This window comes from Butyricicoccus sp. AF35-5AC (assembly GCF_003477715.1).
In the GTDB taxonomy this organism is placed as follows: domain Bacteria; phylum Bacillota; class Clostridia; order Oscillospirales; family Butyricicoccaceae; genus Agathobaculum; species Agathobaculum butyriciproducens.
In genome coordinates this window covers 143,600-169,978 of the sequence record NZ_QUDX01000003.1, presented here as the reverse complement: position 1 = coordinate 169,978, position 26,379 = coordinate 143,600, and the positions used below count along the sequence as shown (strand labels likewise).

Below are 26,379 nucleotides of genomic sequence, written 5' to 3'. Positions count from 1 at the left end.
AACACTCCTTTTAACAGTTGATGTCACACTTGAAAATCAGAGAATCCTGGCAACTTTAGTATAACAGATGTTTCTGCGTCACAAATTGTTGACGAATCAGAGTAGTAAACCTCTTAAATGAGTAAATCCCGGTACGGTAGTTGCACCGTACCGGGATCTTTGTACTTTTTGATTAAAAACAATCCGGCCTGCCAATGCTCACAAATCCCTGCAAGCCTGTCAGCACCACATTATTCTGCGAGCTGGCGCAGTGGATGATAAGCGGATCGCCGTTGCTGTTCTTGCCGACGAACACGCCTACATGAGTATCGCCGGGGTAAAACACCAGATCACCCGGCTGTGCTTCGCTCCATGAGATGGGTTTGCAGTGGTCATGCTGGCTGGCTGCGCCGCCGCCGTGCCCAATCACATAGCTCAGCGAATTGTTGAATACCCAATCGACAAAACCGGAACAGTCCAGTCCATACGGGCGAACGGTTCCGGTCGTTCTGCTTCCGGCGGCAGTGACACGAGTTGGCGTTCCCCAACGGGCATCCCAGCCGATTGTGCTGCTTTTGCCGCCCCAAAAGTAATTCACTTTGCCGAGAAGTGAATATGCTTTTTCTACCACAGCACGCCGTCGCTCGGAAATGTCCTTGGGCATGGCGGCAAGCATGGCGCGGATCTGCGCTTCATCCAGCGTGACCTCGCCGCCGTAGGTGCCCACTAATTCTGCCAGCATTTGCGCGTACTCCGGTTTTAGCACTTCCTCCAAGGCTTCACGCTGGCTCTTAGTGAAGTTATAAAAATCCGGCATATCGGTTGCTTTTTTACTGGTGATGGTGATATGCAGGATGTTTTCTGTGCTATCTTTATGCTCAATGGTCTGCACATAGTAGCTGATGGTATTCATATCCCAGAACACCGTGCGGATAAGGTCGATACGCTCCTCGTCTATCGTCACGACATCGGTGGCATCGGCGTCCGCACCGGCGGTTTTGACCGCAAACACAGCAATGACATCCGTCCAGTTGCGGATGGTCAGGTCACTGCCGCCGTCCGGCTCCCGGTGGATCACCACGCTATCGGTCGGGTTCTCAACCTGTATCCGGCTGATTTCGGCGGCGAACTCGCTGTTGATGCGCGCTACCGCCTGCGGAACAGACTGTGCGTCGCTGTCGTTGCCCGACCAGAATACACCGAAGGGTGTCCCGATGACCGCCGCCGCACCGCCGATGAGCAGAATCAGAGCGATAAGCGCCCCGGCACCGCCCAGAAGTCCCACCGCCGCCCGCGCCACAGCTTGTCCGACGCGAATGACTGCATTTTTAAGCCATACAAAGCCTTTTGCGGCGCGTTTTGCCGTCTGTGCGGTCTTTTGTGCGGTTTCCTGCACGAACTGCTGCTGCATTTTCTCTTTTGTTTTCGTTGCGACCTGTGCCTGCGCTTTCGCCGCCGCCTGCTGACGCATGGACTGCGCTTGCCGCCCTGTGAACATCGGTTCACGGAGCGGCTTTTTCTCTTTCGGCGCTGTGGCGGATGATTTTCGTTGTTTTGGAGTACGATGCTGTCCGGTATACTTTGGTGTATCGCCATTGAGGGATGGTAATTCTACCTGCTGCTCCAGCGTTGCAATATCCGTCTGCACCTGTGCGGCTTCATGCTTTTCCATGATATCCGCAGTTTCTCGACAGCGTTCGGTCTGCTTCTTGGCCTGTGCCTGCCGGAATCTCTGCTTAGCATGGGTGACTTGCGGCGGTTCGGTTTGTACCGTTGCAGAGGGTGAAGCGCTGTTGTCTTTCGGCTCGGCGGCGCTGAACTTGCGGTCGAATTGCTTTTGCGCCAGCGCCTTGCCGGAGCGGAACGCCGTGCGGCTGCTGATCTCCGCCGCACGCTGTTCCTTGGTCTGAAACCGTTCCACCGGCTCTTGATAAGGTGAAGTCTGTTCTTCCTCCGGCGTATCATTCTTGTTCTTGAACTGCCGCCGAACAGCCTGTTTTGGCAGAAAGGCGGTGGTCTGCCGGGTCTGAATATCCCGGTTTTTCGGGCGTGTTCGTATCTCTTTCACAACAAGTCACCCGGCTTTGTCGTCATAAGGCGGTACAGCGCCGTGTTGCGTGGGAACTGGTTGATGAACGGCACTTTTGCGCCGCCGACTTTGATAAGGCCATGTCCCGACTCCGCATTACTGATATAGGAAAGCTGTTCTTCCGAAATGCGGAGCATTTTTACAAGCTCCTGCTGATCGGTGGGAGCCTGCGACAGCATGAGCAGGAACTCGGAGTTTGCCAGCATATTCTTTGCTGTGGGAGAACGCAGACAGTCGGTAACATTCTGTGTAATGCCGGTCGCGGCGGCGTTTTTCTTGCGGAAACGCTTCCAGCTTTCTTCGAGGAAGTTGCTGCTGTACTCATTGGCGAAGAACAGATAAATCTCATCAATGTAGATCCATGTGCGCCGTCCGCGCTTGTGGTTTTCAATGACACGGTTCAGAATCGCGTCCAGCATGACCAGCATACCCACGGTTTTTAGCTGACTGCCGAGGTCAAAAATATCGAACAGCATAATGCGGTTGCTCATATCCACATTGGTCTGATAGGCGAATACATCCAGTGTGCCATCTACGAACAATTCCAGTGCCAGCGCGATGGACTGGGCCTGCGGCTCCGGCTGGCGCAGCAGTTCCTCACGGAAGTCTTTCAGTGTAGGCGGATTGCGGTAATCTTTGATATACTCACGGTACACATTGCCTACGCACCGCCCGATGATAGAACGCTCTTTCGCGCCCACCGGCTCCGGCTTCATCAACTGCTCGCACAGGGACATGACAAACTGGCTTTTCAAAATCAGGGGATCGTCCGCTTTGCCTTCTTCCTCGCCGTAACCGCTGGTCATATCCATCGCGTTGATGTGGTTGGGACTGCCTGCTGAAATCTGCACGATTTCGCCGCCCAATGCCCGCACCAGCGGCGCATACTCGCGTTCCGGGTCAACGATGATAATATCATCGTCGGTAGAAAGCGCGATAGAGGTGATCTCCTCCTTGGCCGCAAAGGACTTGCCCGAACCGGACACGCCCAGAATGAAGCCGTTGCTGTTCAAAAGCTGTCGGCGGTCGCAGACGATCAGATTGCGGCTGGTGGCGTTCACACCGTAGTACACGCCACCGCGGTGTCGAATCTCCTGCGAGGAAAACGGCACCAGACCGGCGGCGCTCTCGGTGGTCAGTGTCCGCAAGGTGTCAATTCGCCGCAGACCGTAAGGCAAAACGGTGTTCAGCGCATCCTCCTGCTGGTAGGTCAGCACGCTCATTTCACAGTTCTTGCCGCCTGCAATGCTGCGGATGGTGTCGGTGTCAGCGTCAAGCTGTGCTTTGCTGTCCGCCACATGAACGAGGGTCATCACGCACAGAGTCATGCGCTGGTCGCGCATGGTCAGATCGTCCAGCATGGAACGCATCGTGTCCCGTGCATCGGTAAGCTGCATGGGCGGAATGGCGGAGAAATTGTTGTTCTGATTCTGCTTGTTCTGCCAACGGGTAATATCCGTTTCCACCGCAAGGGACTGGTTCTGTATCTCTTTCAGCGCCTTATCCGTGGGAATAGGCTGGATGTCGATGGACCAAATCAGATTGCGGTTGAGTTCGGTCAGTTCTTTTACAAAGCTGTCCTCCAAATAGGCCGGATAATCCTTGAGGAACAGTACGCGGCCCACTTTGCTGTCCGAAAGTTCAAAATAGTTAGAGTGAAACTGGATACTGTCCGGACAGATGGAGTCCTTGAACGAGTGTCCGCGCTTGGCCACAGTATCGAAATCAAAGCGGAACGAATCCTCCTCACCAATACGGAAAAAGTCATGCAGGATACCCAGCCGTTCCTTGTTGTCCAGTTCGTACAGCTTGGAGTTCAGCTTTTTCATGTTGGCGGACAGGTCGCTGCCCACACGGGCAAAGAAGCTGCGCGCCTCCTCAATGCTGCGGCGCTCCACGGAAACCGTGATGTACCGCTCCTGCACAATGCCGTTGCCCTCTGCGGCTTTGTCGAGCAGCATACGATTGTATTCCTTGCGGTAATCGTCGCGCCCGTCCTGCTTGGACGGCATGAGCATTTCTTTCTGAAATTCCAGCGGATTCAGCCGCTTGTTGATGATAGAGATTTTCGTGATCGCGTCCGTCGGCAACGCCTTTTCCAGCGCACAATACTGGATGAGCATTTCCTTTTTATCTTCCTCGTCCGCCACAGCATAGTTGATGTCGGTGAAGCGCCAGCAACGGCTGAATTTGCCGTCCACCTCCCAGATACCATCCCGGTGGATGCGGCGAATGGGAATGGACTGCTGGGCCGTTTTCGGCAGACGTACAGAAGCACGCTCTTTCTTTCGTCCGAATTTCTTCACTTGCGTTTCCTCGCTTTCTTTTCTGGAATGTGCAGAAGTTGGTCATACAGGTTTTCGCTCTTATACAGCCGCCGTCCGGCACACAGGATGTGGGTCTTGAACATCGCCCAAAGCAGCCGCTCAAAGGAAAGACCGTTGTATTTGAAAAATCCAGCGACCGCCAGCGGCGCGGCACAGAGCATACACAGCCAGCTTGCGTTTTCCTTTCCGATGGGGTCTTTGAGCAAAAAATAAGCTCCCACGGCAACTGCAACAGCGCCGAGGGAGCAGCCGAACTGCCGTGCAGACAGTCCGAAAAAGATGGATTCGTGATAATTTCGCACTTCACGATTGATACGGATTTCCATAGTCACCTCCAAGAAAAAGAGGAGTGCGTTTGCACTCCTCACAGGGTTTATTCGATTTGATGGTCACGGATTTTGCGGTAAAAGGTCACGAGCCAGCTTAGTGCCGTTACACCGAGAATGGCGAACAGGATACCATCCGCCAGCGACGTGTGGTGTGCCGCCCAGTCCAGCCAGACGGTGTTGCCGAGGATCACATAAACCAGCGCAGGCCCCAGCCTCAGCTTGATGAGCAGCTTGAACCACAACGGGAGCAGCAGAAAAAATAAGATGGGGAAAATAATTTGTCTGAACATGGTCAGCACCTCCTTGATGGTACCAGTGTAACGCAGTCTGGGGTTTTGTGCAAAAAATCAGCTTTGCTGTTCTGATAAAATCATAGTAAAACTTCTGTCCGAAAAAACGGACAATTTACAGTGCCATCATCTCTTTCACAATGCGGTCTGCGCCCTTTACCAGCCCTACGAGCACCAGCATATTGAAGATGGTTTCCGCCAGATAGCTCCACACCATCGTCACCGCCGAAGCGTCCGGGTCTGCGATACCCGGTGCGCCGCCGCCGGTAAAGGCGGCAAATATCATGCAGGCCAGTACAATGACTGCGCCCTCCATGCACACGCCGAGGTAACTTTTGATAAAGGTGCGTCCGGTATTCGAGGTCACATCGCCTGCAAAGGTGGACAGTGGGATAGGCGCAAGCGCCGTGTACATATAGAGCCGAAAGAAACGGCTGTACACGGTCATTATCATCACGAAAGACAGTGCCGTGATGAACACGCTGCCTAAAATCGTCACCAGCCACAGCGGGATACTCGCCAGAAAGCCTACCTCGTCAATGGCAGTCTTGATTTCCTCTGGGAGCGTCACAGACGCGCCTGTGAGATTGCCGAGATTGCCCGCTACCGCACTGACGATACCGCCGCAGATGGTAAACAGCGTGGTCATGATGTCCATGCCATAGGTCACGGCGGTTTTTGCTGCGACAAAGCGTATAAAGTATCGTAGCGCCTGTTCGGGTCTACAGAAGTCCTGAAAATTTGCCGTGCTGCGGAAAATACTGACGGCGAAAAACAGAATGAGCAGCCCGTAGCCGATAGCCTGTAATGCGGTGTTGATGTTCTGGCATATCGCCCAAATTGCACCGTTCTTGAAGTGCTGCGGCGTTTCGCTCACCAGCGACCATATCTCGGTCAGCTTGGAGTTCCATGTGGCAAATGCGCCCTCCAGATTTTCTACGATCCAGTTGTCGTCCAAGTTATCACCTCCAGAAAACAGCCGCCTGTTCCATGAAAAAACAGGCGGCTGTCACTATTTATATCGTTTACTTCAAGATCAGATCCAGAATTTCTTTCGCAAATGCAATCACCAGACCGCCGAAGAAAGTCAGAAAGCCGGTGCTGCGCTGAGAGGGGTCATGGGACTGCAAGCTCAGACCGATCTGCACCACACCCCAGCCCAGCAGGATCACGCCGATGGCTTTGATTGCGGAAAAGACAAAGGTGGACAGGTTGTTGATGGCGGTCAGCGGATCTTCACCTGCGGCGAAAGCGGGCGTACAGACGGCGTAGGCCAGCACGCAAGTCAGCACAGCGGCGAAGTAACGCCGTTTTGCCTTGCGCGTCCGGTCGATGGGGTTCAGAGTGGATTTCTTCTTCATGTTCAGTTTCCTCCAAGATTTCAAGATTTTCGATGTTGATCTCATGCGGCAGGTCATTCTGCTCATAGCTGGGAATGTCAAACTTCTTTTGATAGGGCGGCTTGCCGCCGTCAGCGGTCAAACGGTAGTTCGGATGCTTCTGAATAGGATATTTGTCGTCCATCACCGGGCGTTCACCGCGAATAAAGATAAGCGCCTTGCGGTTATCCAACATCCGCACCTCGTCCGGCATGAGCAGTTCGCGACCTGCGTTCTGATAATTGGTGCTGCTGGAGCCGCTGCGTCCCTTCGTCACGCCGCGCGTTCGGGTGTCGATGGTGGCCTTGCCCAGCAGCTTAGAAATGTATTCGTGGGTGCTGGCCTCGTTGCCGCCCAGATAGAGCAGTGTGTCGCAGTTGCCGGTCACATTCTCCCAGCTGTCCTTGAACAGCTTCTTGAGCTGCGCCATGTTCTGAATGACGATATTGATGGAGACATTTTCGCCGTTATTCCCGATGAGGATACCACTTTCAACTATCTTGTGGGTCTGATGTACTCGCAGGCGTTCCGCGAACTGTACCATGCCGCAGACAATAAATACGGCGGCAGACTGCCGGTTCCGGTGCGCGTGCTGATGGACGAGTTCGCCAATGTCGCACTGCCGGAGGACTTTGAGCGCGTGCTGGCAACCTGCCGCAGCCGTGAAATCTCGCTTGCGGTCGCCCAGTGTGCCGAGCGACAGGTCATCGCGGCTGGTCAGGTGCGCCATTTCTTCCGTGTTGAACGCCGCCAGTCGAGTGGATGCAGATACCAGAATGGATTTTGCGGTTTTCGGTCCGGCCTGCTTGAACACCTTCCAGTTCTTCACTGCGATGTGATCCTCGTCCACACGCTCTAAATCGTCGAACAGCAGATCCACCGGACTGCGGTAGCTTTCGTCCTCCTCACGAGCCTCGGCGTTGATGACCATGTACATCAGCGTGCCGAAGTTGCGCTCGCTTTCCGGTGCTTCGTGGAACAGGTACAAAATCAGCGCCGAAAGGAACGCTGTTTCCGCCTTGTCCCAGAACGGGTCAGAGGTTTGCGACTTCTGCGGTGTGGTGTTCTGGATCAGTGTGTTGATAAGCCGAAAGGCGTCAATATCCGTGTGCAGGTAGGCAAACGGGTTGTAGCAGTCGGACTGCTTCATGTCGATGAGGTTGAAAATCGTCACCTCGTAGCCCATCTTCTCCAGCAGACCGCCCACAGCGCGGTAGGTTTCGCCCTTTGGGTCACATACGATGTAGGAACATTCCGCCTGCATGAGATTAGGCTTGATGAAAAAGCGTGTCTTGCCTGCGCCGGAGCCGCCAATCACCAGAATGTTTGCGTTCACTTGATGCTGTGGCGGCAGTGCCCGGACATTCATGCTGATACGGATATGCTTGGAAATGAGCAGATAGCGGTCGTTCTTCTTGGTTCGGAAGTGGGCGCACACCTCTTTCGGACGCCCCCAGTAGGCAGAGCCGTGTTCCTCACCCGGTCGGCGGTTGCCTTTTTCGGAGTAGTACCACGCCACGGCAAAGCCATAGAACGCCAGCGCAATCAGCACAAATTTCTTTGTGTATGGCGTAATGTGGATGGAAAACGGGGCTTCCAATGCAGCGGAAAAGGCGTTCAGCCATTCAAACAGCCTAAGACCTTCACCACAGCACCCACCGCCCAGCAGTGCCAGCCAGACCACGAAAACGGCAAGCGCCGCCCAAAGCAGGACGGCGCTTCCGTTGGAATCGCGCTTCACGGCTTAGTAGCCGGTCTTAGGCAGAGTAGTAACACCCGGTTTGTAGACCGTTGTTACCCAGCGGTCTGTCGCCATGATCCACTGTCCGCCGTGCAGGCCGCCTACATCGGTGCGATTTGCAAACTGGTAACCGTTGTTCAGCCAGCTATTTGTCCAGCAGAGAATATAGGGTGCATCCACCTGTGCAAAGCCAGCCTTGACCGTGCCGAAAACAAACATGAAGTCGGTCACATACTCGTTGGAGGCCAGTCCCAGTGCCGCAGGCGAAGCGTCCAGCGAATAGTTCTTCATAGTGGATAGGTTGTCCGCCAGCGTGCGGTAGTCATGCAGATTGGTCTTGTAGACCACCTTATAACTGAGTTTCTGGTTCCATGTGCCGGTAATGATCTTGGTCAGACGCACCGCCGAAGTCGGCAGTGTGTCGCGCCAGTAGAAGCTGTTCAGCGGTACGGTGGAGTTGTTGGCGATGTTCTTGAAGTCGTAGCGGATGGTCTGGGACGGCGTGACCTGCTTGTAGCCGCGCTTGGTCACGGAAACATTAGTGTACACGCTCTGGTTCAGTACCTCCACGCGCACGATCTGGCCGGAGAATTCAATCTCCACCTCGATGGGCTGTGTGGTGGCGCTGTAAAATACCGGTGCTTTGGTTTCGCGGATGGTATAGCGTCCCAAAGGCAGGGTATCTGATTTCGCAACACCATTCTTATCAGTAACAACGGTATTTACCAAATCACCAGCACGATTATAAATTTCAAAGGTTGCACCGGGCAAAAAAGTTCCGGCCGCAAGCGCATTGAATGGGTTATCGTCTGCGGATTTCTTGGTGATTTGGATTTGTCCCATCGTGGGCGTGTTCTTCCATGTAATCGTAGAAGTCGCGCCATATTCCACATAAAAGGTGCGAACTGTGGTATCCAGCACATAACCGTCCGCCGCCTGGATTTCCCGCACCAGGTACTTTCCGTCCGTCAGCGTCTTGTCGATATAGACATAGCCGTTCTGGTCGGAGGTGCACTGGCCGATGGGGTTGCCCTTGCTGTCCGAAACGAGGAAGGTCACGCCGTAAATGCCCTTGCCGGTCACACTGTCGATCTTGTGGATGAGCATGGAGCTGGCCTGCGTGTTCTCTACGGTCAGCGAGGTCGTCTTTCCGGCTTTCACCTCAAAATTGTGGGGTGTCGTATCCAGCAGATAGCCCTTTGCAGCTTTGATCTCGGTGGCGGTGTACCAGCCGTCCGCAAGCTGCGGAAGCGTGATAACGCCGTTACTGTCCGTGGTATAAGTGCCGATGCGCTCGCCGTTCATCTTGGCGATCTCAAACTGCACACCCTTGATGCGCTTGCCGCTGTCCGCGTCCACCTTGATGATCTGGCCGCCGCCGATAGGCGTGTTGGTAAAGGTCAGTGTCTGCGTGTCGTTTCGGTCAACCTTGACGGTCTGCGAGGTGCTGTCCAGTACATAACCGTCCGGAGCCTTGATCTCCGTTACCACATAGGTATCTGGTTTGAGGTTGACCAACTTGATCTGGCCGTTGCTGTCCGTGGTGTAAATGCCGTTGGAAGTGACCGTGCCGCCGTAGTTTCCGACAAACGAACCATCTGAGGTCGTGATCTTGAACTGCGCGCCGGGAAGCGGCTGCTTGGTCACGCTGTCGATCTTGTCGATGATAAGATCGCCGTGTTTGCCGTTGGAAAACTCCACCGTCACCACATCCTGCTCCTTACCGGAGAGATAGACGGTCTGCGGCGTGTCGTCGATCTCATAGCCTGCGGGAGCTTTGGTTTCCTCTACGATGTAGGTCCCGGCTTTCAGCCCAGTGATCACGATAGTGCCGTTGGCCGAGGTAGTGTATTCTCCGATGACCGTGCCGCCGGTGCCGGAGGTTCCGCCCAGATAACGCACACGGAACTTCGCGCCTTGCAGCATGGCTCCGCTGTCCGCGTCCACCTTTTTGATGATGAGCGCCGAAAGCGGCGTGTTCTCAAAGGTCAGCGTCTTACCGGTGCCTGCCTGAATGAAACAGTCCTGCGTGGCCGGGTCTTTGATGGCGTAGCCAGCTGCCGGTTCCACTTCGGTCACACGATACCAGCCGTCGCGTAGCTTGGTGAGTTTGATCTGACCTTTTTCATCGGTGAAATAAGTGCCGAGGTCGTTCAACTCGCCGGTGAAACTGTTGTTGCTGGCATAGGTGATGTGGAACTTTGCGCTCTTGATAGGGTCTTTCGTGATGCTGTCCACCTTGTTGATGGTCAGCGTAGGCTTGGGATAATTGCGGAAACGCACCGTGCCGGTTTTGTTGGGAACGAGGGTGATGGTCTGGGGTTCGCTGTCCAGCAGATAACCATCCGGCACACTGGTTTCACGCACCACATACACACCGGGGTCAAGGGCTGTGAGCAGAGCCTCGCCGTTGGCGTCGGTCTTGACAGTGGTGAGCGTGCTGCTGTCCGCCTTGTTGACGGTAAAAGTTACACCAGAGAGCGGTGCGCCGGTCACAGCATCGGTTTTTACAATTTTGAGGTTGGGCTTCTTCTCGTTGTTCACCACCAGCGTGCTGTCCTTGCCGGGGAACAGTTCCACATGGTATTCCGTATCGTTCAGCACATAGCCGCTGGGCGCTGCGATCTCCTTGACTGAATACACGCCGGGTTCCAAATCAGAGATGGAGATGCGCCCGTTGGTGTCGGTCACGCGGTCGAGGTAGTGGCTGCCGTCCTCGATCTTTGCGATACGGAAAGTTGCACCGGCAAGATAGGTGTCGTTCTCCGCGTCGTATTTCACCACGGACAGGACCGGCTTTTCCGTGTTGGTGAACACGAAACGGGCGTTTTCTCCGGCATTGATCCGGATAACGCGCTTGTCATCATCCATCAGATAACCATTCGGCGCGGTGATCTCCTCCACGGTGTACGCGCCCGGCTCCAGCGTGGTCAGGTCGATCTCGCCGTTCTTGTCGGTCACATATTCCTTGGAGAAAGTGCCGCCTACCAGAGAAATGCGGAACTTGACATTGGCCAGCGGCTCCATCGTGCGGCTGTCCACCTTGATGATGTGGATACCGGGCTTGACAGTGTTGAAGAAAGTCAGCGTTTTTATACCGCCGCCTGCGGTCAGTTCGATCTGCTGCGGTGAGCTGTCCAGCACATAGCCTGCGCTGGTGGAAACCTCTTTCACCAGATAGGTTCCCGGCTGGAGGTCGGTCAGGCGGATCTGGCCCATCTCATCCGTGGAGAACGAGCCGATGAGGACAGTATCACGGTAAACTTCAAAGGTCACATCGGGCAGAACTTCATGGGTCTGCTCATCGTACTTGGTGATGGTAAGACCCGGCTTTGCCTGATTTTTCAGCACAAAGCTGGTTTCCGTGCCGGAAGTCACATTGACAGTGTAGGTCTGGTCGTCCTTGACATAGCCGCCGGGGGCAGACACCTCGCGCACCTGATATGCACCGGGCTTCAGCTTGTCGAAGTACACGCTGCCGTCGAGGTCGGTGGTGCCGGTCTGGGTGACGCCGCTTTCGATGTGCTTGATTTCCACAGTCGCACCGGCGAGAGAAGCGCCGCTGTCCGCGTCGATCTTGTCCACGCGCAGATTGCCGTAGGGTGCATTTTCAAAGGTGACAGTCGCGGTGTTGCCGTAGTCCACGGAAACGGTCTTGGTGGTTTCCATGCCCAGCAGGTGCCACTTGGGCGCTGCTTTCTCTGTAATGACATACTGGCCGGAGAGGGTCAGCGGAATAATGATCTTGCCGCTGGTATCCGTAACAAAACTGCCGAGGACAGTCCCATCCGGTGCCTTTACCTCGAAAGTTGCGCCGGAAAGGGGCGTATTCGTTCCGGTTTCTACCTTTTGGATGATAAGGGTCGTTTCTGTGGGTGTTTCCGGTTCGTCCGGGGTATCAGACGGCGTGGAAGAATAACGGCTGAAGGTAGACTGGCGAATTTCCGTCGTAGGATCGGTGTCGCACATATAGCGCTGGAGGGTGCCATACTTGCTGGTTTCCGCACACAGGGCATAGTAGATGGCGTACTTATAGACATTGGCGTGGAGCGACATCTGCACAGAGCCGGTCTGGTCGCTTACGCTGTCCTTGGGGTACAGCACCTTGAACTGACCTGCATAGCTGGCCACGTTGGACGAGGTCCTGATCTTGGTGATGTCGTTGTTGTTCATGTCTACGATGCGGGTGCCCTCCGGCACTTCATCAGGCATAGTGAAACCGATGTCGATGTCATAGTCGCAAACTCATGTTTCTGAATCCGCCGTAAATACCTGCTGCAAGTATTCCTTGCCGTCCACAGTGACGGGATAGGCCGAATCTTTATCGGCTGTCACCGTGATGGTAGGCTGCGGCACACGGTTCCACCAGATACCGTTTTTATAGATGTTCTTTGCAGCCGCGAGGATTTTCTCACCGCGCTCCTTTTCTGCACCGGACAGTGAAGGATTAAGTGTTAGCCGGTCAATACTCCAATCGTCTATCAGGTAGCACCAAAGCGCCATTTTTGTAGCGTAATAGGCTTGCTGCTTATTATCCAGCTTGAGTTCAGATAAACCTTTGTGCGGATAGCCGTTAGCAATGATACCCATGATTTTCGGATCGCTGCTGGCTTCGTTGGCGATGTACTTGATACTCTCGCCGGGATTTACCGATTGCGGTACGCCCTTTGTCGTAGGATTGATGCAGTAGGCCGGGATTTCCTTGATCGCGCCGCTAGCCGACTTAAAGTTGAAGTAAGTGTAGGACTGGGAACGGACAACGCCGTTCATGCTGAGGTAGGACATTTTATAGCCGCCGTTGGTGATATTTACCTCACCCAGCGCACCGCCGATGGTGTTGCTGGCGGCAGAAGCAAAGCCTGTGCAAAGGCTCAGCATAGTGGAGACACACAAAAGTATCGCTATCAGTCTTTTTCGCATAAAAACCTCCTGAAAAACAGCAGCAGCGCAAACCGTATTCAGGCTTGCGCTGCTGTGAAGTGGTTATTAGATTATTACATATCAATTAGATTTCGGTGCCTCTCCCCTTCCCTAATCGCAAAAAATCCGCCCTGAAAGTTCAGGACGGATCGGTAGACTATATCTGTTTGTCTAAATCTCTGCGGCTGTAAATGATACGGCGAATTTCCATTGTATCACCAATCACTACATAGAAAATAGTGTAGTTTTTCACAGAAATACGATAGTATGGGTACCTGCGCTCTTTAGCAGATGAATAAGGTTCAAATGCTTCTGCACAGGAAAGCCGCTCGTAAATCGCCGTTTCAACCGCATCAACGAAATTTTCTGCGGCGATTGGGTTTTGAAGATGAATGCTGATATAATCAACAATTTCATTCAGGTCATCTTCAAAAAGTGGCAGGATACGCAGTTTATAATACTTTTCTGCCATGAATACGACCTCTTACTCGTTTGAACACTTCATCGCCGGAGTAGCGAACATCGGTGGAATCTGCCATACGATCTGCTTCATCCAATTTCAGTTCTACTTCATCCGTGAGTGCAGAATACCGCTCAATGCTCATAACGACCATCGAACCATAACCGTTTTTGGTCAGATAAACAGGTTCACCGGTTTCCATGACGATTTTTTCGATTTCGGGAAATTTGTTTCTCAGATCGGAAACTGGTCTGATGTTGATCATAACACTACCTCCTCGCATGAAATTATTATATCACTCCTATCATTATATTATCAGTATTTTATCATGAAATCAACTGTTATTTCTGCCGCGCCTGCACACACCAGCGGTACTGCGGCTGGTTCATCACACAGGTCACCAGCGTTACCACATTATCCGTGGTTGGGTTCAGCACGCTCACATCGTTCACGAATACCTTTCGCACCGAGTACACCGAATAGGTTCTTGCGCCGAGTCGGGTCGTCAGTTTGATGGTATTGCCGTTTTTCAAGGTGTGGATCTTTCCGAAGTAGTTGCTGGAGCCGCGATTGTGTCCGGCAAACGCTACATTGCCGTCCCAGATAGAGGTTTCAGTAAAGTGTCCGGCACCTTTCCGCATGGCGGCATTGTCCGTGCCCTGATAGATTTTCGCACTCAGCCCAATGGCAGGCGCGGAGAGCGTGCCGAGGGAACCATCCTTGTAATACAGGCTGTTGGTCACAGCGGTATAGCCGCTGCTCCAAGTAGTGCCGCTGTTCGAGGGCGTTTCTGCGGCAGGCGGCATGACCGTAGCAGTGCCAGTAGTGCCGCTACTTGCCGTGCCGCTTTCCAGATACCCACCGGTCAGCAGATTGGGTGTCAGCCGCTCACCAGAACCGGGCATATCTGCCATCGGACTGCCAAATGCAGGCGGAATATAGGCGGCGTTCTTGCTCACATCGGTTTCGTAGATGTTCGAGCCGCCGACTACCGTCACCGGCTTCACGCTGGTCGGCTTGCCGAAGCTGCCTGCGGCTGCGTCCGCCTCGGTGTACTCAAGAGCCAACGCCGGGGTAGTGGTCAGAACGGTCGCTGTCAGAAGCGTCAGTCCCAGCAGTTTTGCCGTTCTCGGCAGAGGTGTAATCTGCGTCCAGAATTGTTTCATCATCGTGCTTTCCTTTCTTCCTGTTCTTGATTTTTGCTGCAGTAAAACCGGCAAGGCAGAGCAAAATCAGTCCGCCCGGAATGGCAAGATAGCGCCAGTCTATCTTCGGGGCTTCTTCGACTTCCACTTCCGGCACGACAAGCGGTGTGCCGTGGAACACCGCCACATACTGCACCTTATCCAGCGATACCTTTTCCACCTCGCCGCTGTATTGTGCGGTGACGGTATACCCAGTCACATTGCGACTGGACGCGGTTCCCGTGTAGGTTACGATAGCGGAGAAACGATCTCCGATGGCATCATCGTCCACATTTTCTGTGTTGTCGGTCTGCCAGTCCACCGTGGAGAAATTCAGCGTCCGCCCGTTCTCGGTCGTGGTCTTGGGGATGTACTCCAAATCCATGCTGCTGAGATTGGGATAGGTGCGGGTCGCGGATACCGTCCACGAATTGTTTTTGTATCCGGCAGGCTCTACGGTGATGGAACCGGTATCCAGCTTCAGCGTGCCGGTGAAGCCGTCCTCGGTGGTGACTGCCTTGGTATCCGCCAGAAGCGGCAGAATAGCGGTCAGTTCCTTGCTTTCGCTGCTGACCGTTACGGTTTCAGTGTATTCCTTGGCCTGCTGTTCGGGCAGTTCCTGCCGCAGCAGGTCGGTCAGCGTAAAAGAATAACCGTCCTGCTCAAAGCTCTGCTTTGCCTGCATGGACGGCTCTTGATCGACCGGCAGTTCGTAGGTTTTCCGCACCTCGAAAATACCGTTGTTCATACTGTAACTGACCTGCGACGGATATTCCGCCGCAAATGCGGTGGTGCTGAGAAGCAGCAGCACCACCAGAATGGTGATGGGTTTCTTCATCTCTCTTTATCCTTTCCGGGCCGAGGCGGCGTCTGCCGCGACTGCTGTTTGTGTTGCCGTATCCGGTCGATGATGGAGATTGGTTCACTCTCCATCATCTCTTGCGGCCAGCCAGTCCCGCGCTCTGCGGATCTGTTCTCTTGCGGAACACGGGACTCGACTTTTTTTAACGGCTCGTCCTCTGTCGGCTTTTTTTCCGGCGCGGCATAATGCAGACGCTCGAAAACACGGTTCAGCTTGGAAACATCCTCGGCTTTCGCCAGAATATCCACATGACCGCTGTCACTGGCGGTGTCCTTGATAACGCTAAACAGAATACCGTACTTTTTCGCTTCGCGTCGAAAGGCGGCTAAGTCCTGTTCTTTCAGGTCGAACACCCGCAGTTCCTTACCGCTGCGAAGCAGGGCGTTCATGTGTGTCTTGCCCCGCAGCTTCTGATTCTCGTTCGCCAGCGCCAGACACAGGGCCGCAAGGTTCTTGGCTCCCAGTGCGGCCAGCTTCGCCGCTGCTTCGGAGATTTGGATAGCCTCGCGCGTCATTTGCTCGGCGGTTTCGCTGCCGATACTCATGGTATCGCTCCTCCTTCTTGATATTTTTTACATCGTAAACATGGGTCTGCACCCGTTCCGCATCCGCTTCGATCTGCTGGCAGAGCCGCAGTTCTCGACGGAGCTGTTTAATCTGGGCGGTGCGCGTGCTGATCTCCAGCGACAGCACCTCTTTCTGTTCTTCATCGGCGTGCCTTCTTTCTTCGTAGAGTGGTTTTCGCTCCCGCACAGCGGTATCAAGCTGCACGGTGAGCAGATTCTTGGTGGATTGCAGTTCCTCGGCGGTTTCGATTCGGTAGTCTGCCAGAAACCTGTGCTGTGCCAGATATTTTTGAAATTGTATCGTGTCCTCCAGCAGATACCGGCTGACCTTTTGGGAACCGCGCCCTTTGGCTGCACCGCGCAGCAGATAAACATAGTGAAAATACAGCGCACGAAAACCATGTACCTTGGGGTGCTTCTTGAAACTGCCCTTGCAGGTGTAATGCCGTGTAACAGGTAACTGTTTGGGTCGGTTCCATGAACGCTGTGATAAAATCCGCTGCTCAATGGCGCTGTCGGTGTAATTTTCGCCCAGACTGTCCAGTCGGATGAACTTCTTGCCGTAGGGCGGCTTGACGGCGGTATGCTTTCGGTTGCCGCTGCGGACTTGATACCCGGCCATTTGCAATTCGTCCAGAAAAGTGGTGAAGTTCAAGGACTTGCCGATAATACCGTCAATGTCCCGGCGTATCTGCTCGCGGATGGTTGGATGTTTGAACTTGTCCGCCTGCCATTCCTGATGGCTTTTGCCTTTGCTTTTCGGCTCAATGACGGATAATCCATGCGCCCGGCACAGTTCATCGGAAATTTTCTGTATCTCCTGAAAGTAGGTTTTCATGTTGCAGCGCAGCTTCTTGCCGTCCAGAAAGGACACAGAATTGACTGCGATGTGGTTATGCAAGTGATGTTTATCCAGATGGGTGCCGATGACCACCTCAAACCGCTCACCGAACAGCCGTTTGGCAAACTCCACGCCGATGGTATGGGTCTGCTCTGGGGTCAACTCACCCGGCTTGAACGACTGAATGATGTGATAGCCTTGCACGCCGCCCGTCTTGTTGTAACGCCGTTTAGTGCGCTCCATATCACGGCTGGCGTTTTCCACGCTGCTGCAATTCAGACAGCTTTCAAACAATCGCTGCTCGGTCTTATCTGGGTTTACAGCGTAGTCGATCATGTCGTCCAGTGAGGTCTTCTGCTCATTGACGGCATATCGGACAGTTTGCTTAAAGTCTAGCCGAATCGCAAAAACTTTGGTAATGGCCATATCAGAATGATTTGAGCTTGTCCCAAATCTGCACCTGCATATCTGCGATGAGCCGGAGCGTTTCCTCCGTTACCGGCTCACCGGAGTTGGCACGCTTAGTGATCTGGTTAATGTTGTTCGCAATGCCGGAGGTCTGCCGCAGCAGCTCCGCCCATTCCTCTTTAGGCCGGGGCTGCATCTGCACGCCGAGGATCACATTGCGGACAAACGGCTCGATTTTCAATCCGGCCAGTTCCGCCTGCGCCAACAGGTGATCGCGCTCCGCGTCCGTTAGACGGACGGTGATTTTTCGTTCTCTGAGTTTCATTCGTTATTCCTCCAATTTAGGGTATTAGGGCACTCCCTAACAAGCGGCGCTGTTCGGTGACGAACGGCGCTTTTCGCAAAATGCTGTCATTTTGCTATGCTTGCAAAAATATTCGGAGCGGCCGCAGCCACACCGAATTTTGAGCCGCCTGCGGCTCACCGTTCCGGCTCGTTCCTCGCCCTCTGCCGAGGAGAAATGCCTTTCTGCCGCATGAGCCATTCATTGTAGTCCTTACCCTCAGCGGGCAGTTCCACCGATACGGGCAGGTCGCTGATTGCCTGCGAAATAGCACCGGCCGCGCCGCGTCCTACCGCATCGTTGTCCAGCCGCAGCACGATTTCCTGCACATCGATGTGGCGCTTCAGGTAACCTTGCAGAGCAGTAGGCACCTTGGGCGTTTCATTCGGTCTGGACTGGTAGACGCCGCCGAGAGAAAGAACGGACTCCTGCTGCCAGTCCGCACCCTGCATTTTTACCTGTGTGAGATATGAGAGCGCGTCAATGGCACACTCGAACACATTCAGTTTTCCATTGCCTTTTCCGGTGATGGAAAAGCAGAATTGCTTGCTGCTGCCGGTCACATCCCGCTTGAAGCCGCTGCCGGAGAGCGTTCCGCGCAGTGTAGCGTACCGTGGTGTTTTGCCGTCATAGCCGACAAACACGGCATTGTGGTAGTCTGCGGCTTCGTACAGTAGGCCATGCTGAAAACAGTAGTCGAGTATCGCTATGTCGATGCCGCGTGAAAGCAGATAGGCGGTCACACGCTTGTTGTTTTGGAAGCGTACCGGCAGGAGAAAATCCGCCTTTGGCTTTTCTTCCTTTTGGACAGGTGCGGACTGCACTTTGCGGGCATCAAAAAAGCCGCACTGCTCATTGACAAGCTGTACGGCATCGGGAAATTTCATATTTTCGACTTTGATCAGATACTCCAGCGCGTTGACACCACCCATTTTATCGTGGGACCACCAGCACCATTTTCCGTTGGAGATTTTCAGACTGTCGTGGCTGCGGAGCTTATACGCTCCGGGGCCGGTGGGAATGAGTTCATCCGGCTTGTATCGCCGGAGAAAGGTCAGCAGGTCAGGCTGACGGGCACGCTCGATCTGCGCTTTGGTTGCATAGGGCATGGAATCAACTCCTATCGTTCTCGGTCATTTCTTATTTTCTCTGCGTAGTCTTTCACGCTGTATCGCTTCATATAGGCATTTTCACTGGGCGCACGGCTGTTCAGGTCGATTCCCTTTAGCCTGTAGTCATCCGGGTCAAGAACTTGTTCCACCGGAATAAAACACAGCTTTGCCGGAGATTTCAGATTGCCGTTAAATACGCCGACTGGCGTATGGAAACAGCGGTCGCCGCATTCCCAGAGAAGTTTCACACCTTTCGGCACTTCACCAAACGGGCGTTTTAGGATGACAACGGACATCGGTTCAGCACCCATCGTGCGGTAATAATCCGTTCTGGCTGTCTTTTCGTAGGCACGGATCAGATTAGAAAAACACACCTGCGGCTGTACATACAGCCAGCTTTCTTGATACCCCATCTCGTCACCTCTCCGGCTCATCGCGCTTCGGTGCGGATTTTTTCTTGTCGCGCTCCTGCTCAATCAGCAATTCATAAGCATAGTTTACCAGGCAGGGATGCGCGTTCGTGTGGAACTCCGAAAACGGGTCATGTTCCGGCGTAATGTGATAGTTCGTTTTGGCGGCTTCACGCTTGGATGCAACAGAGTACCGTCCGTCCCAGTCGGCGCACTGCACCGTGTATCCAAGAAGAAATTTACAGCGGTCATGTCCGAATTCCTGTGTCCACTCCTGCACAAACTCGCGCATCCTACGCGCTTCGTTGGCATCGCTGATATTCTCTGTGAAAGCATCGATACACGCACGGTCGCGTTTTCGGTTGGCGCGGTAGAGATGTACCTCTCCCTTTTCGCGTGCTTCCGAGTACGAGCCTTCGTAACGGAACACAGACGGGTCAGCGTACAGTTTCTCTGCCCGGTGTTGCAGGCGAGTGTCGAGATAGCTCTGTACAGAGTCACGCAGCTCCTCCATATGCCTGTCCTCCACAGGCAGCCATTCCTCATACAGCACTTGTAGAGGATGATCCAGTTCGTTCAGCACATTGAGTTCCGCTGGCGTAAACTCCGCACTTTCCAAAATCATCAGCAAGTCCTGCTTATTCACGATTTGATAGGCACTGTTGATAATCTCCTGCGGCGGTTTGGTTTTCATATCCTCCAGATAGGTGTTCAGTTCGGTCAGCGCCTTGTCATAAAGCATCTGGGCGCGTTCTTCAGTCGTACTCATCGTTCCAGTTCCTCCTTGCGTTTGTATTTTTCTTCCTGCACCGGTTCCGGCGCTTTATTATCCATGTTCAGCAGGGCGTTCAGTTCCTCCAATCTGGCGGACTTGGCTTTCAACTCCTCCTCACGGGGGAACGACTTTTGTACCTCTGCCTTTGCGGTTTCCAACTGCGTTTGCAGATTGGAAATCTGCTCCCGGCAAGCCTGTTCCTTGATGGGCAGGCCCTCCAGCGCATTGTCCATGCGCTGTAAATTGCCAAACACATCGGTTCCCAGCGTGACCGTGTGACGAAGCTGCCCGATCATGGTCAGGCGGTATTCTCGTGCGAAGGTATCAAAGGCCAGCTCCAGCGTCAGGCCCCGGTAGGAACCCACCTGCGTTGCCTCCGGCGAGAGCATATTCTGGCACATGGTCAGCAGCGCTGCGCCCGCCTCCTTCTTGTCGGCATGGGTGACGCCCGTCAGTGTAAGCGGAGAGAAGCCATCTTCGTTAGGATGGGTATTCTCCTTGACCGTGGCAATATCCGTGCCATAACCAGTGAGCCGTTCTTGCGTTTCCGCAATCTGTTTCGGAAAGCCCTTGCTGATGGCGTCCTCCAGCGCGTATTTCTGAGAAAGATGGTTGGCTTTCAACAGCTTCAGCTTGGACACCTCAATGTCAAGATCCATCTTTTCCTTGATCATGGGGTTGCCGCTGGCCAGTGCCTTGATCTCGGCATAAGAAAGTGCCTGTTCGTCTACATCTTCGGCGGAACGGACAGGCGATTTGCTGGTCATAATTTGCGATATGAATTTCTGCTTGGATTCTACCAACTGATACAAGTAGGCATCGAAGGTACCCTCGGTGACATAGCTGTAAATGTCTACCTCAGAATTCTCGTTGCCCTGCCGTATAATGCGCCCCTCACGCTGCTGAAGGTCGGACGGACGCCACGGGCAATCCAGATGGTGCAAAGCGACGAGCTTTTGCTGGCAGTTGGTGCCAGCGCCCATGCGCTGGGTACTGCCCAGCAGGATACGCACCTGACCGCTCCGCACCTTGCCGAACAGGTCTTTCTTCTGCGCCTCACTCTTGGCGTTGTGGATGAAGGCGATCTCGTTTTCGGGAATACCCAATTCCAGCAGCTTCGCGCGAATATCATCATAAACGCTGAAGGTTCCGTCATCCTTTGGGGTGGAGAGGTCGCAAAAAATCATCTGCGTGGAGCGTTGGCCAGCGGTGCGCTGCCAGATCTCAAACACATTTTCCGCGCACTTGGCGGCTTTGCTGTTGGGATTGCTGGGAAGCATGGGGTTGACCAGCCGCTGATCCAGCGCCAGCTTGCGGCCATCGTTGGTAATCATCAGCATATTGTCCACGCTGCTGTCCACCTCGCGGTTGCGGACCTTCTCGGCCCGCTCCGCCAGCGACGCCACAATCTCTTTCTGATACTCGGAGGGTTTCAGGGCGATGTTGTGGTAATGCGCCTCCGGCACGGGCAACTTGAGCATATCCGCCGTCTGAATGTCCGCCACATTTTTGAATACGCTCATCAGCTCCGGCAGGTTATAGAACTTGGCAAAGCGCGTTTTGGCGCGGTAGCCGGTGCCTTCCGGGGACAACTCAATGGCGGTGACGGTTTCCCCGTAGTTCGCCGCCCATGCGTCAAAGTGCTGTAAGCCCTGCTCTTCCAGTGCCGACATCTGCAAGTAACGTTGGATGGTGTAAAGCTCCACCATGCTGTTGGAAATAGGGGTACCGGTGGCAAAGACAATGCCGCGGCCTCCGGTGATCTCGTCCAAATAGCGGCACTTCATAAAAAGGTCTGAGCTTTTCTGCGCCTCAGTCTGGGCAATACCGCCCACATTCCGCATTTTCGTGTATAAAAAGAGGTTCTTAAAATAGTGCGACTCGTCAATGAAGATGCGGTCAACGCCCAATTCCTCAAAGGTGACCACATCGTCCTTGCGGCTCTGGTCATTCAGCTTGTCGATCTTGGCTTGCAGGCCCTTCTTGGTTTTCTCCATCTGTTTGATGGTGAAGTTCTCGGCTTTTTCTCGCTTGGCATCGGAAATCCCCACCATGATCTCGTCGATCTGCTGTTCCAGAATGGCCCGCTGGCGCTCTACGCTCATAGGGATCTTCTCGAACTGCGAATGTCCGATAATAACGGCGTCATAGTCGCCGGTGGCGATCCTACCACAGAATTTCTTGCGGTTTTTGGTTTCAAAATCCTTACGGGTAGCGACAAGGATGTTCGCTGCCGGATAGAGCTGCAAAAACTCAGTGGCCCACTGCTCTGTCAGGTGGTTGGGCACCACAAAGAGAGATTTTTGACACAGGCCTAGTCGCTTGCTCTCCATGGCGGCGGCTACCATTTCAAAGGTTTTTCCCGCGCCCACTACATGAGCCAGCAAAGTATTTCCACCGTAGAGAATATGGGCGATGGCGTTGACCTGGTGCTTGCGGAGCGTGATTTCCGGGTTCATGCCTGAAAAGCTGATGTGACTGCCATCATACTCACGGGGGCGGTTACTGTTGAACAGGATATTGTAGGTCTTGCAGATGGCCTCGCGCCGGTCAGGGTCTTTCCAGATCCACTCGGCAAAAGCCTCTTTAATGAGTTCCTGTTTGCTCTGGGCGATGGCGGTTTCCTTCTTGTTGAGGACAGCGGTTTTCCTGCCATCTGCGTCGTACACATAATCGAAGATGCGGACGTCCTTCAAATTCAAGGTGTCCTCGATAATCTCATAGGCGTTGATGCGCTTGGTGCCGTAGGTGCTGTTGGCCTTCACATTGCCGCGATCCTTGCTCTTGCCCTCGATGCGCCACTCGCCGGTGATGCCGGAATAGTGGACCTTCATGCCCCATTGCACGCTGCGGGGTGTCCCCAACGTTTCGAAGATAAACCGGCGGACATATTCGGTGTCCAGCCATGTAGCGCCCAGCCGGACGGAGATCTCGCTGGCAGTGAGGTCGGTGGGCTGCACCTGCGCCAATGCCTCGGCGTTGATCTGATACTGCGGGTCCTGTTCTGCCTTGCCTTGGGCAACCGCCAATTTCTGACGCACATTGCCGGAAAGATACTCGTCTGCGGGCAGGTATTTCTCATGCCCATCGTTCTCGCCGGTATAAGCGGGGTTCAAAAAAATCACGCCCTTGAGGTCAGAAAACAGCGTTTCCTCATCCTTGCCGGTGAGCCTGCCCATATAGTCCATATCCACATGGGCCTTTTCGCCAATGGACAGCGCCAGCGCCTCCACCGCTGTATCTACCTTTTCAGCGGGTTTGTGACTGCGGATGGTGCGCTTGGTGAACAGGTCTGCCTTCCTTTTCAGGTTCCGATCCTCGTCCAGAATTTCCAGTGAGCACAGCAGAAAATAGGAGCTGTCTTGATCGAAGGCGATGGCGTTGCCGCGGGAATTGATGAGTCCGTATTTCCGGGTGAAGGCATCGTAGAGGGCATTCAGCTTGGCTTGCTGCGCCTTGATTTCTTCATCGGGATAGTCCTCGGTCTGGTATTCCAACAGCGTCCGCACACAGTCCCGCAGCTCGATCATGCCGCGGATTCTGCTCTCCGCCGTCTTGGATACCTCCACCGGGTTCATGCGGCTGTTTTCACGGTAGTAGATTTGCCCGTTCACCAGTGTATAGGAAAAATTGCGGACAGCGGGATCAGCCTCAACGGAATGATCCTCACCCTCCAGTTCTTCCTCCCGGTCATAGGCGGTGATCTCGCCGTGGATATTTTGAACGGCCTCCGCCAGCAGTGCTTCCAACGGCTGCTCCGGGTACGGCTCGCAGGTGGGCGTGGGGCCGAACGGCCCGGACACCATCTTCATCTCGCCCAAGATCATATCCGGGTGGTCGATAAAGTAGCTGTTCATCTGAATGCCGTTATCGTTGGTGGCAAGGTGTACCCATTCTGGTTCGATGTCCACCATACGCTCACGCTTTTGGAGGAACAGGATGTCTGAAACGACCTCGGTTCCTGCCGCGGATTTGAACGCATTGTTGGGAAGTCGGATCGCACCCAGCAGCTCCGCTCGCTGTGCGATGTATTTACGGGCACTGGCGGTGCGCTTGTCCATCGTGTAGCTGGAGGTCACAACGGCGATGACGCCGCCCGGTCTGACCTCATCGAGAGCCTTTGCGATGAAATACTCATGGATGGGGAAATTCAGCCGGTCATAGCGTTTATCCGCTACATGGAACTGGCCGAAGGGAACATTGCCGATGGCAATGTCAAAAAAGTTATCTGGGAAGGCGGTTTTTTCGAAGCCCTGTACCGCAATACTGCTTTTCTGATAAAGCTGGCGGGCAATGCGGCCGGAGAGGTCGTCCAGCTCCACGCCATAGAGCTTACTGCCGCTCATGCTTTCCGGCAGCATACCGAGGAAATTGCCGATGCCGCAGGACGGCTCCAGAATGTTGCCCTGTGTGAAGCCCATCTGTCCCAGTGCGGTGTAAATACTGCGAATCACCGCAGGCGGCGTGTAAAATGCCGTAAGCGTGGATTCACGGGCGGCAGTGTATTCCTCATCGGTCAGCAGGTTTTTCAACTCGCTGTATCGCGGGTTCTTTCCGTCGAAGAAATTGGCAAGACCGCCCCAGCCCACATACTGTGCCAGCACCGCCTGTTCCTCTGATGTGGCGGCGCGGTTCTCCGTTTCCACGGTTTTCAGTGTGCGAATCGCATCCAAATTGCGCTGAAAACGCTCCAGCGGCGCGCCCTCTCCGATATGGTCATCGGTGATGCGATAGTTGCTGCCGTTTGCGTCCAGCGGATAGGCAAGCGCGTTTTGCTTTTTCTTTCTCAGCGGCGTAAGTACTACAGTGGGTTCGTCTATCTGCGGCTGCTCCGCTTCGATAGTCGGTGGGATTTCCTGCGGCACGGGTTCGGGTTCAGCAGAAAATTCAGCTTGTTCCTGCTGTGGCGTATCGTGCCGATGGTTGAACAGGCTGAAAGTGCCGTCCACATACTCCGAAAGCCGCTCTTTTGCGCGGCGGACGGAATCGAAATACCGGTCATTCTCGTCCAGGCTGTCCAACCGATAGGTTAACGCCGCCAGCATCTCAGCCGCTTTTGCTCTATCCGGGAGCTGTGCTTCGATAGCATGGACAGCTTCGTAGAAATCCGCACTTTTGGGATAGGGCCGCGGAACATCGTCAGGCGCATTGTAAAAACCGTGATAAACAATTCGTGCCAGCTGTCCACGCTCATATTTCGGGATTTGTGCGATAGCATCCTCGCCGGGAAACCGCTTCTGTGCAATCAGCTGCTCGTACTCTTTGACCACCTTGGGGATTGTCAGCTTGACTTCATCATAGTTCTTGCGTGCATAGCGGCGGCGCATTCTAATGCCCGCGTGCGTTTCCTCGTAATCATAACCATCCATAGCCGAACCGCTGTACTCGCCAAAAAGGGATTTGATAAACTTTTGGTGTTCGGCTGTATCGTTAGAATTGCAGAAATGCGAGTAAACTGCCAGTCTGGTATCTGTGGACTGACGAAGAAAATATCGGTCAATTTCATCCTGCGTGATGAACATTTTGCATTGGCGCAGGAAGTTTGGCTGTGCGGTGAAGTGGCGCTCCGGCAGGTTCAGACCGTCCAGCACAACGCCGATACGGTGTGTGTTATAACCGCTTAAGTGGAATCTCGTGATACTCTGATCTGCGGCATAGGCATCGAGAAAATTGTGGTATTCCTGTGAGAGCGTCTGCAATCCGCCTTCGTTTTTTGCAAACGCCACCATATCGTCGTTCAGTTCTGGATAGCCCTTGTGTTGGTCATGGATCGCCAATGTCTGTGGGAATAGGCCCTGTGCGCGCCCTTCTTCGTTCAGGTCACGGGCGGTCATCAGCAGAGCTTCCATTGCTTCGTGCAGCACCTTGTCCGGGGCCTGCTCCAACTCTGCTGCCGACAGGTAAGTACCTACCTCCAGCAGTTCCAAAATACGAGTTGAAACCTGCTCCCATGTGACCACAGTTTTGCTGTACCCGGTGCGGATACTGTCACCTTGAGCAAGATGGATGCCATCTTCCATGAACCACACGGCATATTTGCGGCCTTCATATTCAATGCCGCGCCCATTTTCCGTGCCAAACTCCCGGCGCAAAAACTCTTCATTTTCCTGCTCTGGCCGTTCCCGCATATAAAATATGGCGATACGCTCCGCGCTGTTGGGCTCATTTCCGCCTGTGCAGAGTACCTGGTCAATGACCTCCTGCGACACCGTGCGTGCGGATGTAGGAACGCCGGACACCTCACCCTCGGGTATCTCATACACCAGCGTATCACCGCCCATATCGAACAGGGCAAGCTGCTCTGCCATGACAGGGGCATTTTGCAGACCCAGCTTGATCTTATACTCGCCGCGTTCAATAAGAT

20 protein-coding genes and 2 pseudogenes are annotated in these 26,379 nt (G+C 54.0%); 1 reads left to right on the top strand and 21 read right to left on the bottom strand.

The window, feature by feature from the left end; translation table 11 throughout:
* Positions 1-172 precede the first annotated feature (172 nt).
* The 7 genes from DWZ82_RS15555 to DWZ82_RS16010 all read right to left on the bottom strand — a co-directional run bounded on the left by DWZ82_RS15555 (position 173) and on the right by DWZ82_RS16010 (position 6,823).
* Complete coding sequence (locus DWZ82_RS15555) at positions 173-2,047, bottom strand: C40 family peptidase (RefSeq protein ID WP_243022893.1); 1,875 nt, start codon at positions 2,045-2,047, stop codon at positions 173-175.
* Positions 2,044-4,374 (bottom strand): VirB4-like conjugal transfer ATPase, CD1110 family, encoded by a 2,331-nt coding sequence (locus tag DWZ82_RS06030; RefSeq protein WP_118479531.1) that lies wholly within the window; start codon positions 4,372-4,374, stop codon positions 2,044-2,046. Before DWZ82_RS06030 ends, DWZ82_RS15555 begins: the two co-directional genes overlap by 4 nt.
* Positions 4,371-4,721 (bottom strand): PrgI family protein, encoded by a 351-nt coding sequence (locus DWZ82_RS06025; protein ID WP_118479529.1) that lies wholly within the window; start codon positions 4,719-4,721, stop codon positions 4,371-4,373. Before DWZ82_RS06025 ends, DWZ82_RS06030 begins: the two co-directional genes overlap by 4 nt.
* Before the next feature lie 47 nt (positions 4,722-4,768).
* Entirely contained in the window at positions 4,769-5,014 is a 246-nt protein-coding gene (locus tag DWZ82_RS06020; RefSeq protein ID WP_117487783.1) for a hypothetical protein, read from the bottom strand.
* 115 nt (positions 5,015-5,129) lie between these two features.
* Positions 5,130-5,972, bottom strand: a complete 843-nt coding sequence (locus DWZ82_RS06015; protein ID WP_118479527.1) for a hypothetical protein — start codon at positions 5,970-5,972, stop codon at positions 5,130-5,132.
* A 67-nt stretch (positions 5,973-6,039) separates the two neighbouring features.
* Positions 6,040-6,306 (bottom strand): glutamyl-tRNA amidotransferase, encoded by a 267-nt coding sequence (locus DWZ82_RS06010; RefSeq protein ID WP_243038492.1) that lies wholly within the window; start codon positions 6,304-6,306, stop codon positions 6,040-6,042.
* Entirely contained in the window at positions 6,251-6,823 is a 573-nt protein-coding gene (locus DWZ82_RS16010) for a TraM recognition domain-containing protein (protein ID WP_243038493.1), read from the bottom strand. Before DWZ82_RS16010 ends, DWZ82_RS06010 begins: the two co-directional genes overlap by 56 nt.
* A gap of 81 nt (positions 6,824-6,904) precedes the next feature.
* Between DWZ82_RS16010 and DWZ82_RS16005 the strand changes: the two are divergent.
* Positions 6,905-7,030, top strand: a pseudogene (locus tag DWZ82_RS16005) (hypothetical protein); the annotation flags it as partial.
* 96 nt (positions 7,031-7,126) lie between these two features.
* On the opposite strand, the pseudogene DWZ82_RS16000 reads toward DWZ82_RS16005, so the two are convergent.
* The 14 genes and pseudogenes from DWZ82_RS16000 to DWZ82_RS05945 form a co-directional block, all read right to left on the bottom strand.
* A pseudogene (locus tag DWZ82_RS16000) lies at positions 7,127-7,831 on the bottom strand (type IV secretory system conjugative DNA transfer family protein); the annotation flags it as partial.
* Between the two features lie 306 nt (positions 7,832-8,137).
* Positions 8,138-12,346 carry a SpaA isopeptide-forming pilin-related protein gene (locus tag DWZ82_RS06000; RefSeq protein WP_330423319.1) on the bottom strand — a complete coding sequence of 1,403 codons (4,209 nt, stop codon included), beginning with the start codon at positions 12,344-12,346 and terminating at the stop codon, positions 8,138-8,140.
* A 33-nt stretch (positions 12,347-12,379) separates the two neighbouring features.
* Positions 12,380-13,054 (bottom strand): thioester domain-containing protein, encoded by a 675-nt coding sequence (locus DWZ82_RS15900; RefSeq protein WP_330423318.1) that lies wholly within the window; start codon positions 13,052-13,054, stop codon positions 12,380-12,382.
* A 157-nt stretch (positions 13,055-13,211) separates the two neighbouring features.
* Positions 13,212-13,526, bottom strand: a complete 315-nt coding sequence (locus tag DWZ82_RS05995) for a type II toxin-antitoxin system RelE/ParE family toxin (RefSeq protein ID WP_118479523.1) — start codon at positions 13,524-13,526, stop codon at positions 13,212-13,214.
* A complete protein-coding gene (locus DWZ82_RS05990) occupies positions 13,507-13,779 on the bottom strand; it encodes a type II toxin-antitoxin system Phd/YefM family antitoxin (RefSeq protein ID WP_118479521.1) in 273 nt (90 codons plus the stop codon). The genes DWZ82_RS05995 and DWZ82_RS05990 overlap by 20 nt, the downstream gene beginning before the upstream one ends.
* Before the next feature lie 76 nt (positions 13,780-13,855).
* Positions 13,856-14,680, bottom strand: coding sequence for a class D sortase (locus DWZ82_RS05985; protein ID WP_118479519.1), 825 nt, complete (start codon positions 14,678-14,680; stop codon positions 13,856-13,858).
* The gene (locus tag DWZ82_RS05980) at positions 14,571-15,536 is read right to left on the bottom strand and encodes a cell wall anchor protein (RefSeq protein WP_118479517.1); all 966 of its coding nucleotides are present in this window, start codon (positions 15,534-15,536) and stop codon (positions 14,571-14,573) included. The genes DWZ82_RS05985 and DWZ82_RS05980 overlap by 110 nt, the downstream gene beginning before the upstream one ends.
* On the bottom strand, positions 15,533-15,967 hold the full coding sequence (locus tag DWZ82_RS05975) for a PcfB family protein (protein WP_243022897.1): 435 nt from the start codon (positions 15,965-15,967) through the stop codon (positions 15,533-15,535). Before DWZ82_RS05975 ends, DWZ82_RS05980 begins: the two co-directional genes overlap by 4 nt.
* Complete coding sequence (locus DWZ82_RS05970) at positions 15,924-17,393, bottom strand: relaxase/mobilization nuclease domain-containing protein (RefSeq protein WP_118479513.1); 1,470 nt, start codon at positions 17,391-17,393, stop codon at positions 15,924-15,926. Before DWZ82_RS05970 ends, DWZ82_RS05975 begins: the two co-directional genes overlap by 44 nt.
* A 1-nt stretch (position 17,394) precedes the next feature.
* Positions 17,395-17,700, bottom strand: coding sequence for a plasmid mobilization protein (locus tag DWZ82_RS05965; RefSeq protein ID WP_118479511.1), 306 nt, complete (start codon positions 17,698-17,700; stop codon positions 17,395-17,397).
* Positions 17,701-17,855: 155 nt separating this feature from the next.
* Positions 17,856-18,827, bottom strand: a complete 972-nt coding sequence (locus tag DWZ82_RS05960) for a DUF3991 and TOPRIM domain-containing protein (RefSeq protein ID WP_118479509.1) — start codon at positions 18,825-18,827, stop codon at positions 17,856-17,858.
* A gap of 11 nt (positions 18,828-18,838) precedes the next feature.
* The gene (locus DWZ82_RS05955) at positions 18,839-19,243 is read right to left on the bottom strand and encodes a hypothetical protein (protein WP_118479507.1); all 405 of its coding nucleotides are present in this window, start codon (positions 19,241-19,243) and stop codon (positions 18,839-18,841) included.
* Positions 19,244-19,247: 4 nt separating this feature from the next.
* Positions 19,248-20,009, bottom strand: a complete 762-nt coding sequence (locus tag DWZ82_RS05950) for a DUF3848 domain-containing protein (RefSeq protein WP_118479505.1) — start codon at positions 20,007-20,009, stop codon at positions 19,248-19,250.
* Positions 20,006-26,035: a DEAD/DEAH box helicase family protein gene (locus DWZ82_RS05945; protein ID WP_442861218.1), complete on the bottom strand. Its 6,030-nt coding sequence runs from the start codon at positions 26,033-26,035 to the stop codon at positions 20,006-20,008. The genes DWZ82_RS05950 and DWZ82_RS05945 overlap by 4 nt, the downstream gene beginning before the upstream one ends.
* Positions 26,036-26,379: the final 344 nt, after the last annotated feature.

What these genes read in the sequence shown, in the direction of transcription:
- DWZ82_RS06025 (WP_118479529.1), bottom strand. Translation starts at nt 4,721, where the DNA reads ATGGAAATCCGTATCAATCGTGAAGTGCGAAATTATCACGAATCCATC.
- DWZ82_RS06020 (WP_117487783.1), bottom strand. Translation starts at nt 5,014, where the DNA reads ATGTTCAGACAAATTATTTTCCCCATCTTATTTTTTCTGCTGCTCCCG.
- DWZ82_RS16010 (WP_243038493.1), bottom strand. Translation starts at nt 6,823, where the DNA reads ATGGCGCAGCTCAAGAAGCTGTTCAAGGACAGCTGGGAGAATGTGACC.
- DWZ82_RS06000 (WP_330423319.1), bottom strand. Translation starts at nt 12,346, where the DNA reads ATGCCTGATGAAGTGCCGGAGGGCACCCGCATCGTAGACATGAACAAC.
- DWZ82_RS15900 (WP_330423318.1), bottom strand. Translation starts at nt 13,054, where the DNA reads ATGCGAAAAAGACTGATAGCGATACTTTTGTGTGTCTCCACTATGCTG.
- DWZ82_RS05995 (WP_118479523.1), bottom strand. Translation starts at nt 13,526, where the DNA reads ATGGCAGAAAAGTATTATAAACTGCGTATCCTGCCACTTTTTGAAGAT.
- DWZ82_RS05990 (WP_118479521.1), bottom strand. Translation starts at nt 13,779, where the DNA reads ATGATCAACATCAGACCAGTTTCCGATCTGAGAAACAAATTTCCCGAA.
- DWZ82_RS05985 (WP_118479519.1), bottom strand. Translation starts at nt 14,680, where the DNA reads ATGAAACAATTCTGGACGCAGATTACACCTCTGCCGAGAACGGCAAAA.
- DWZ82_RS05980 (WP_118479517.1), bottom strand. Translation starts at nt 15,536, where the DNA reads ATGAAGAAACCCATCACCATTCTGGTGGTGCTGCTGCTTCTCAGCACC.
- DWZ82_RS05970 (WP_118479513.1), bottom strand. Translation starts at nt 17,393, where the DNA reads ATGGCCATTACCAAAGTTTTTGCGATTCGGCTAGACTTTAAGCAAACT.
- DWZ82_RS05965 (WP_118479511.1), bottom strand. Translation starts at nt 17,700, where the DNA reads ATGAAACTCAGAGAACGAAAAATCACCGTCCGTCTAACGGACGCGGAG.
- DWZ82_RS05960 (WP_118479509.1), bottom strand. Translation starts at nt 18,827, where the DNA reads ATGCCCTATGCAACCAAAGCGCAGATCGAGCGTGCCCGTCAGCCTGAC.
- DWZ82_RS05955 (WP_118479507.1), bottom strand. Translation starts at nt 19,243, where the DNA reads ATGGGGTATCAAGAAAGCTGGCTGTATGTACAGCCGCAGGTGTGTTTT.
- DWZ82_RS05950 (WP_118479505.1), bottom strand. Translation starts at nt 20,009, where the DNA reads ATGAGTACGACTGAAGAACGCGCCCAGATGCTTTATGACAAGGCGCTG.
- DWZ82_RS05945 (WP_442861218.1), bottom strand. Translation starts at nt 26,035, where the DNA reads ATGGAAGATGGCATCCATCTTGCTCAAGGTGACAGTATCCGCACCGGG.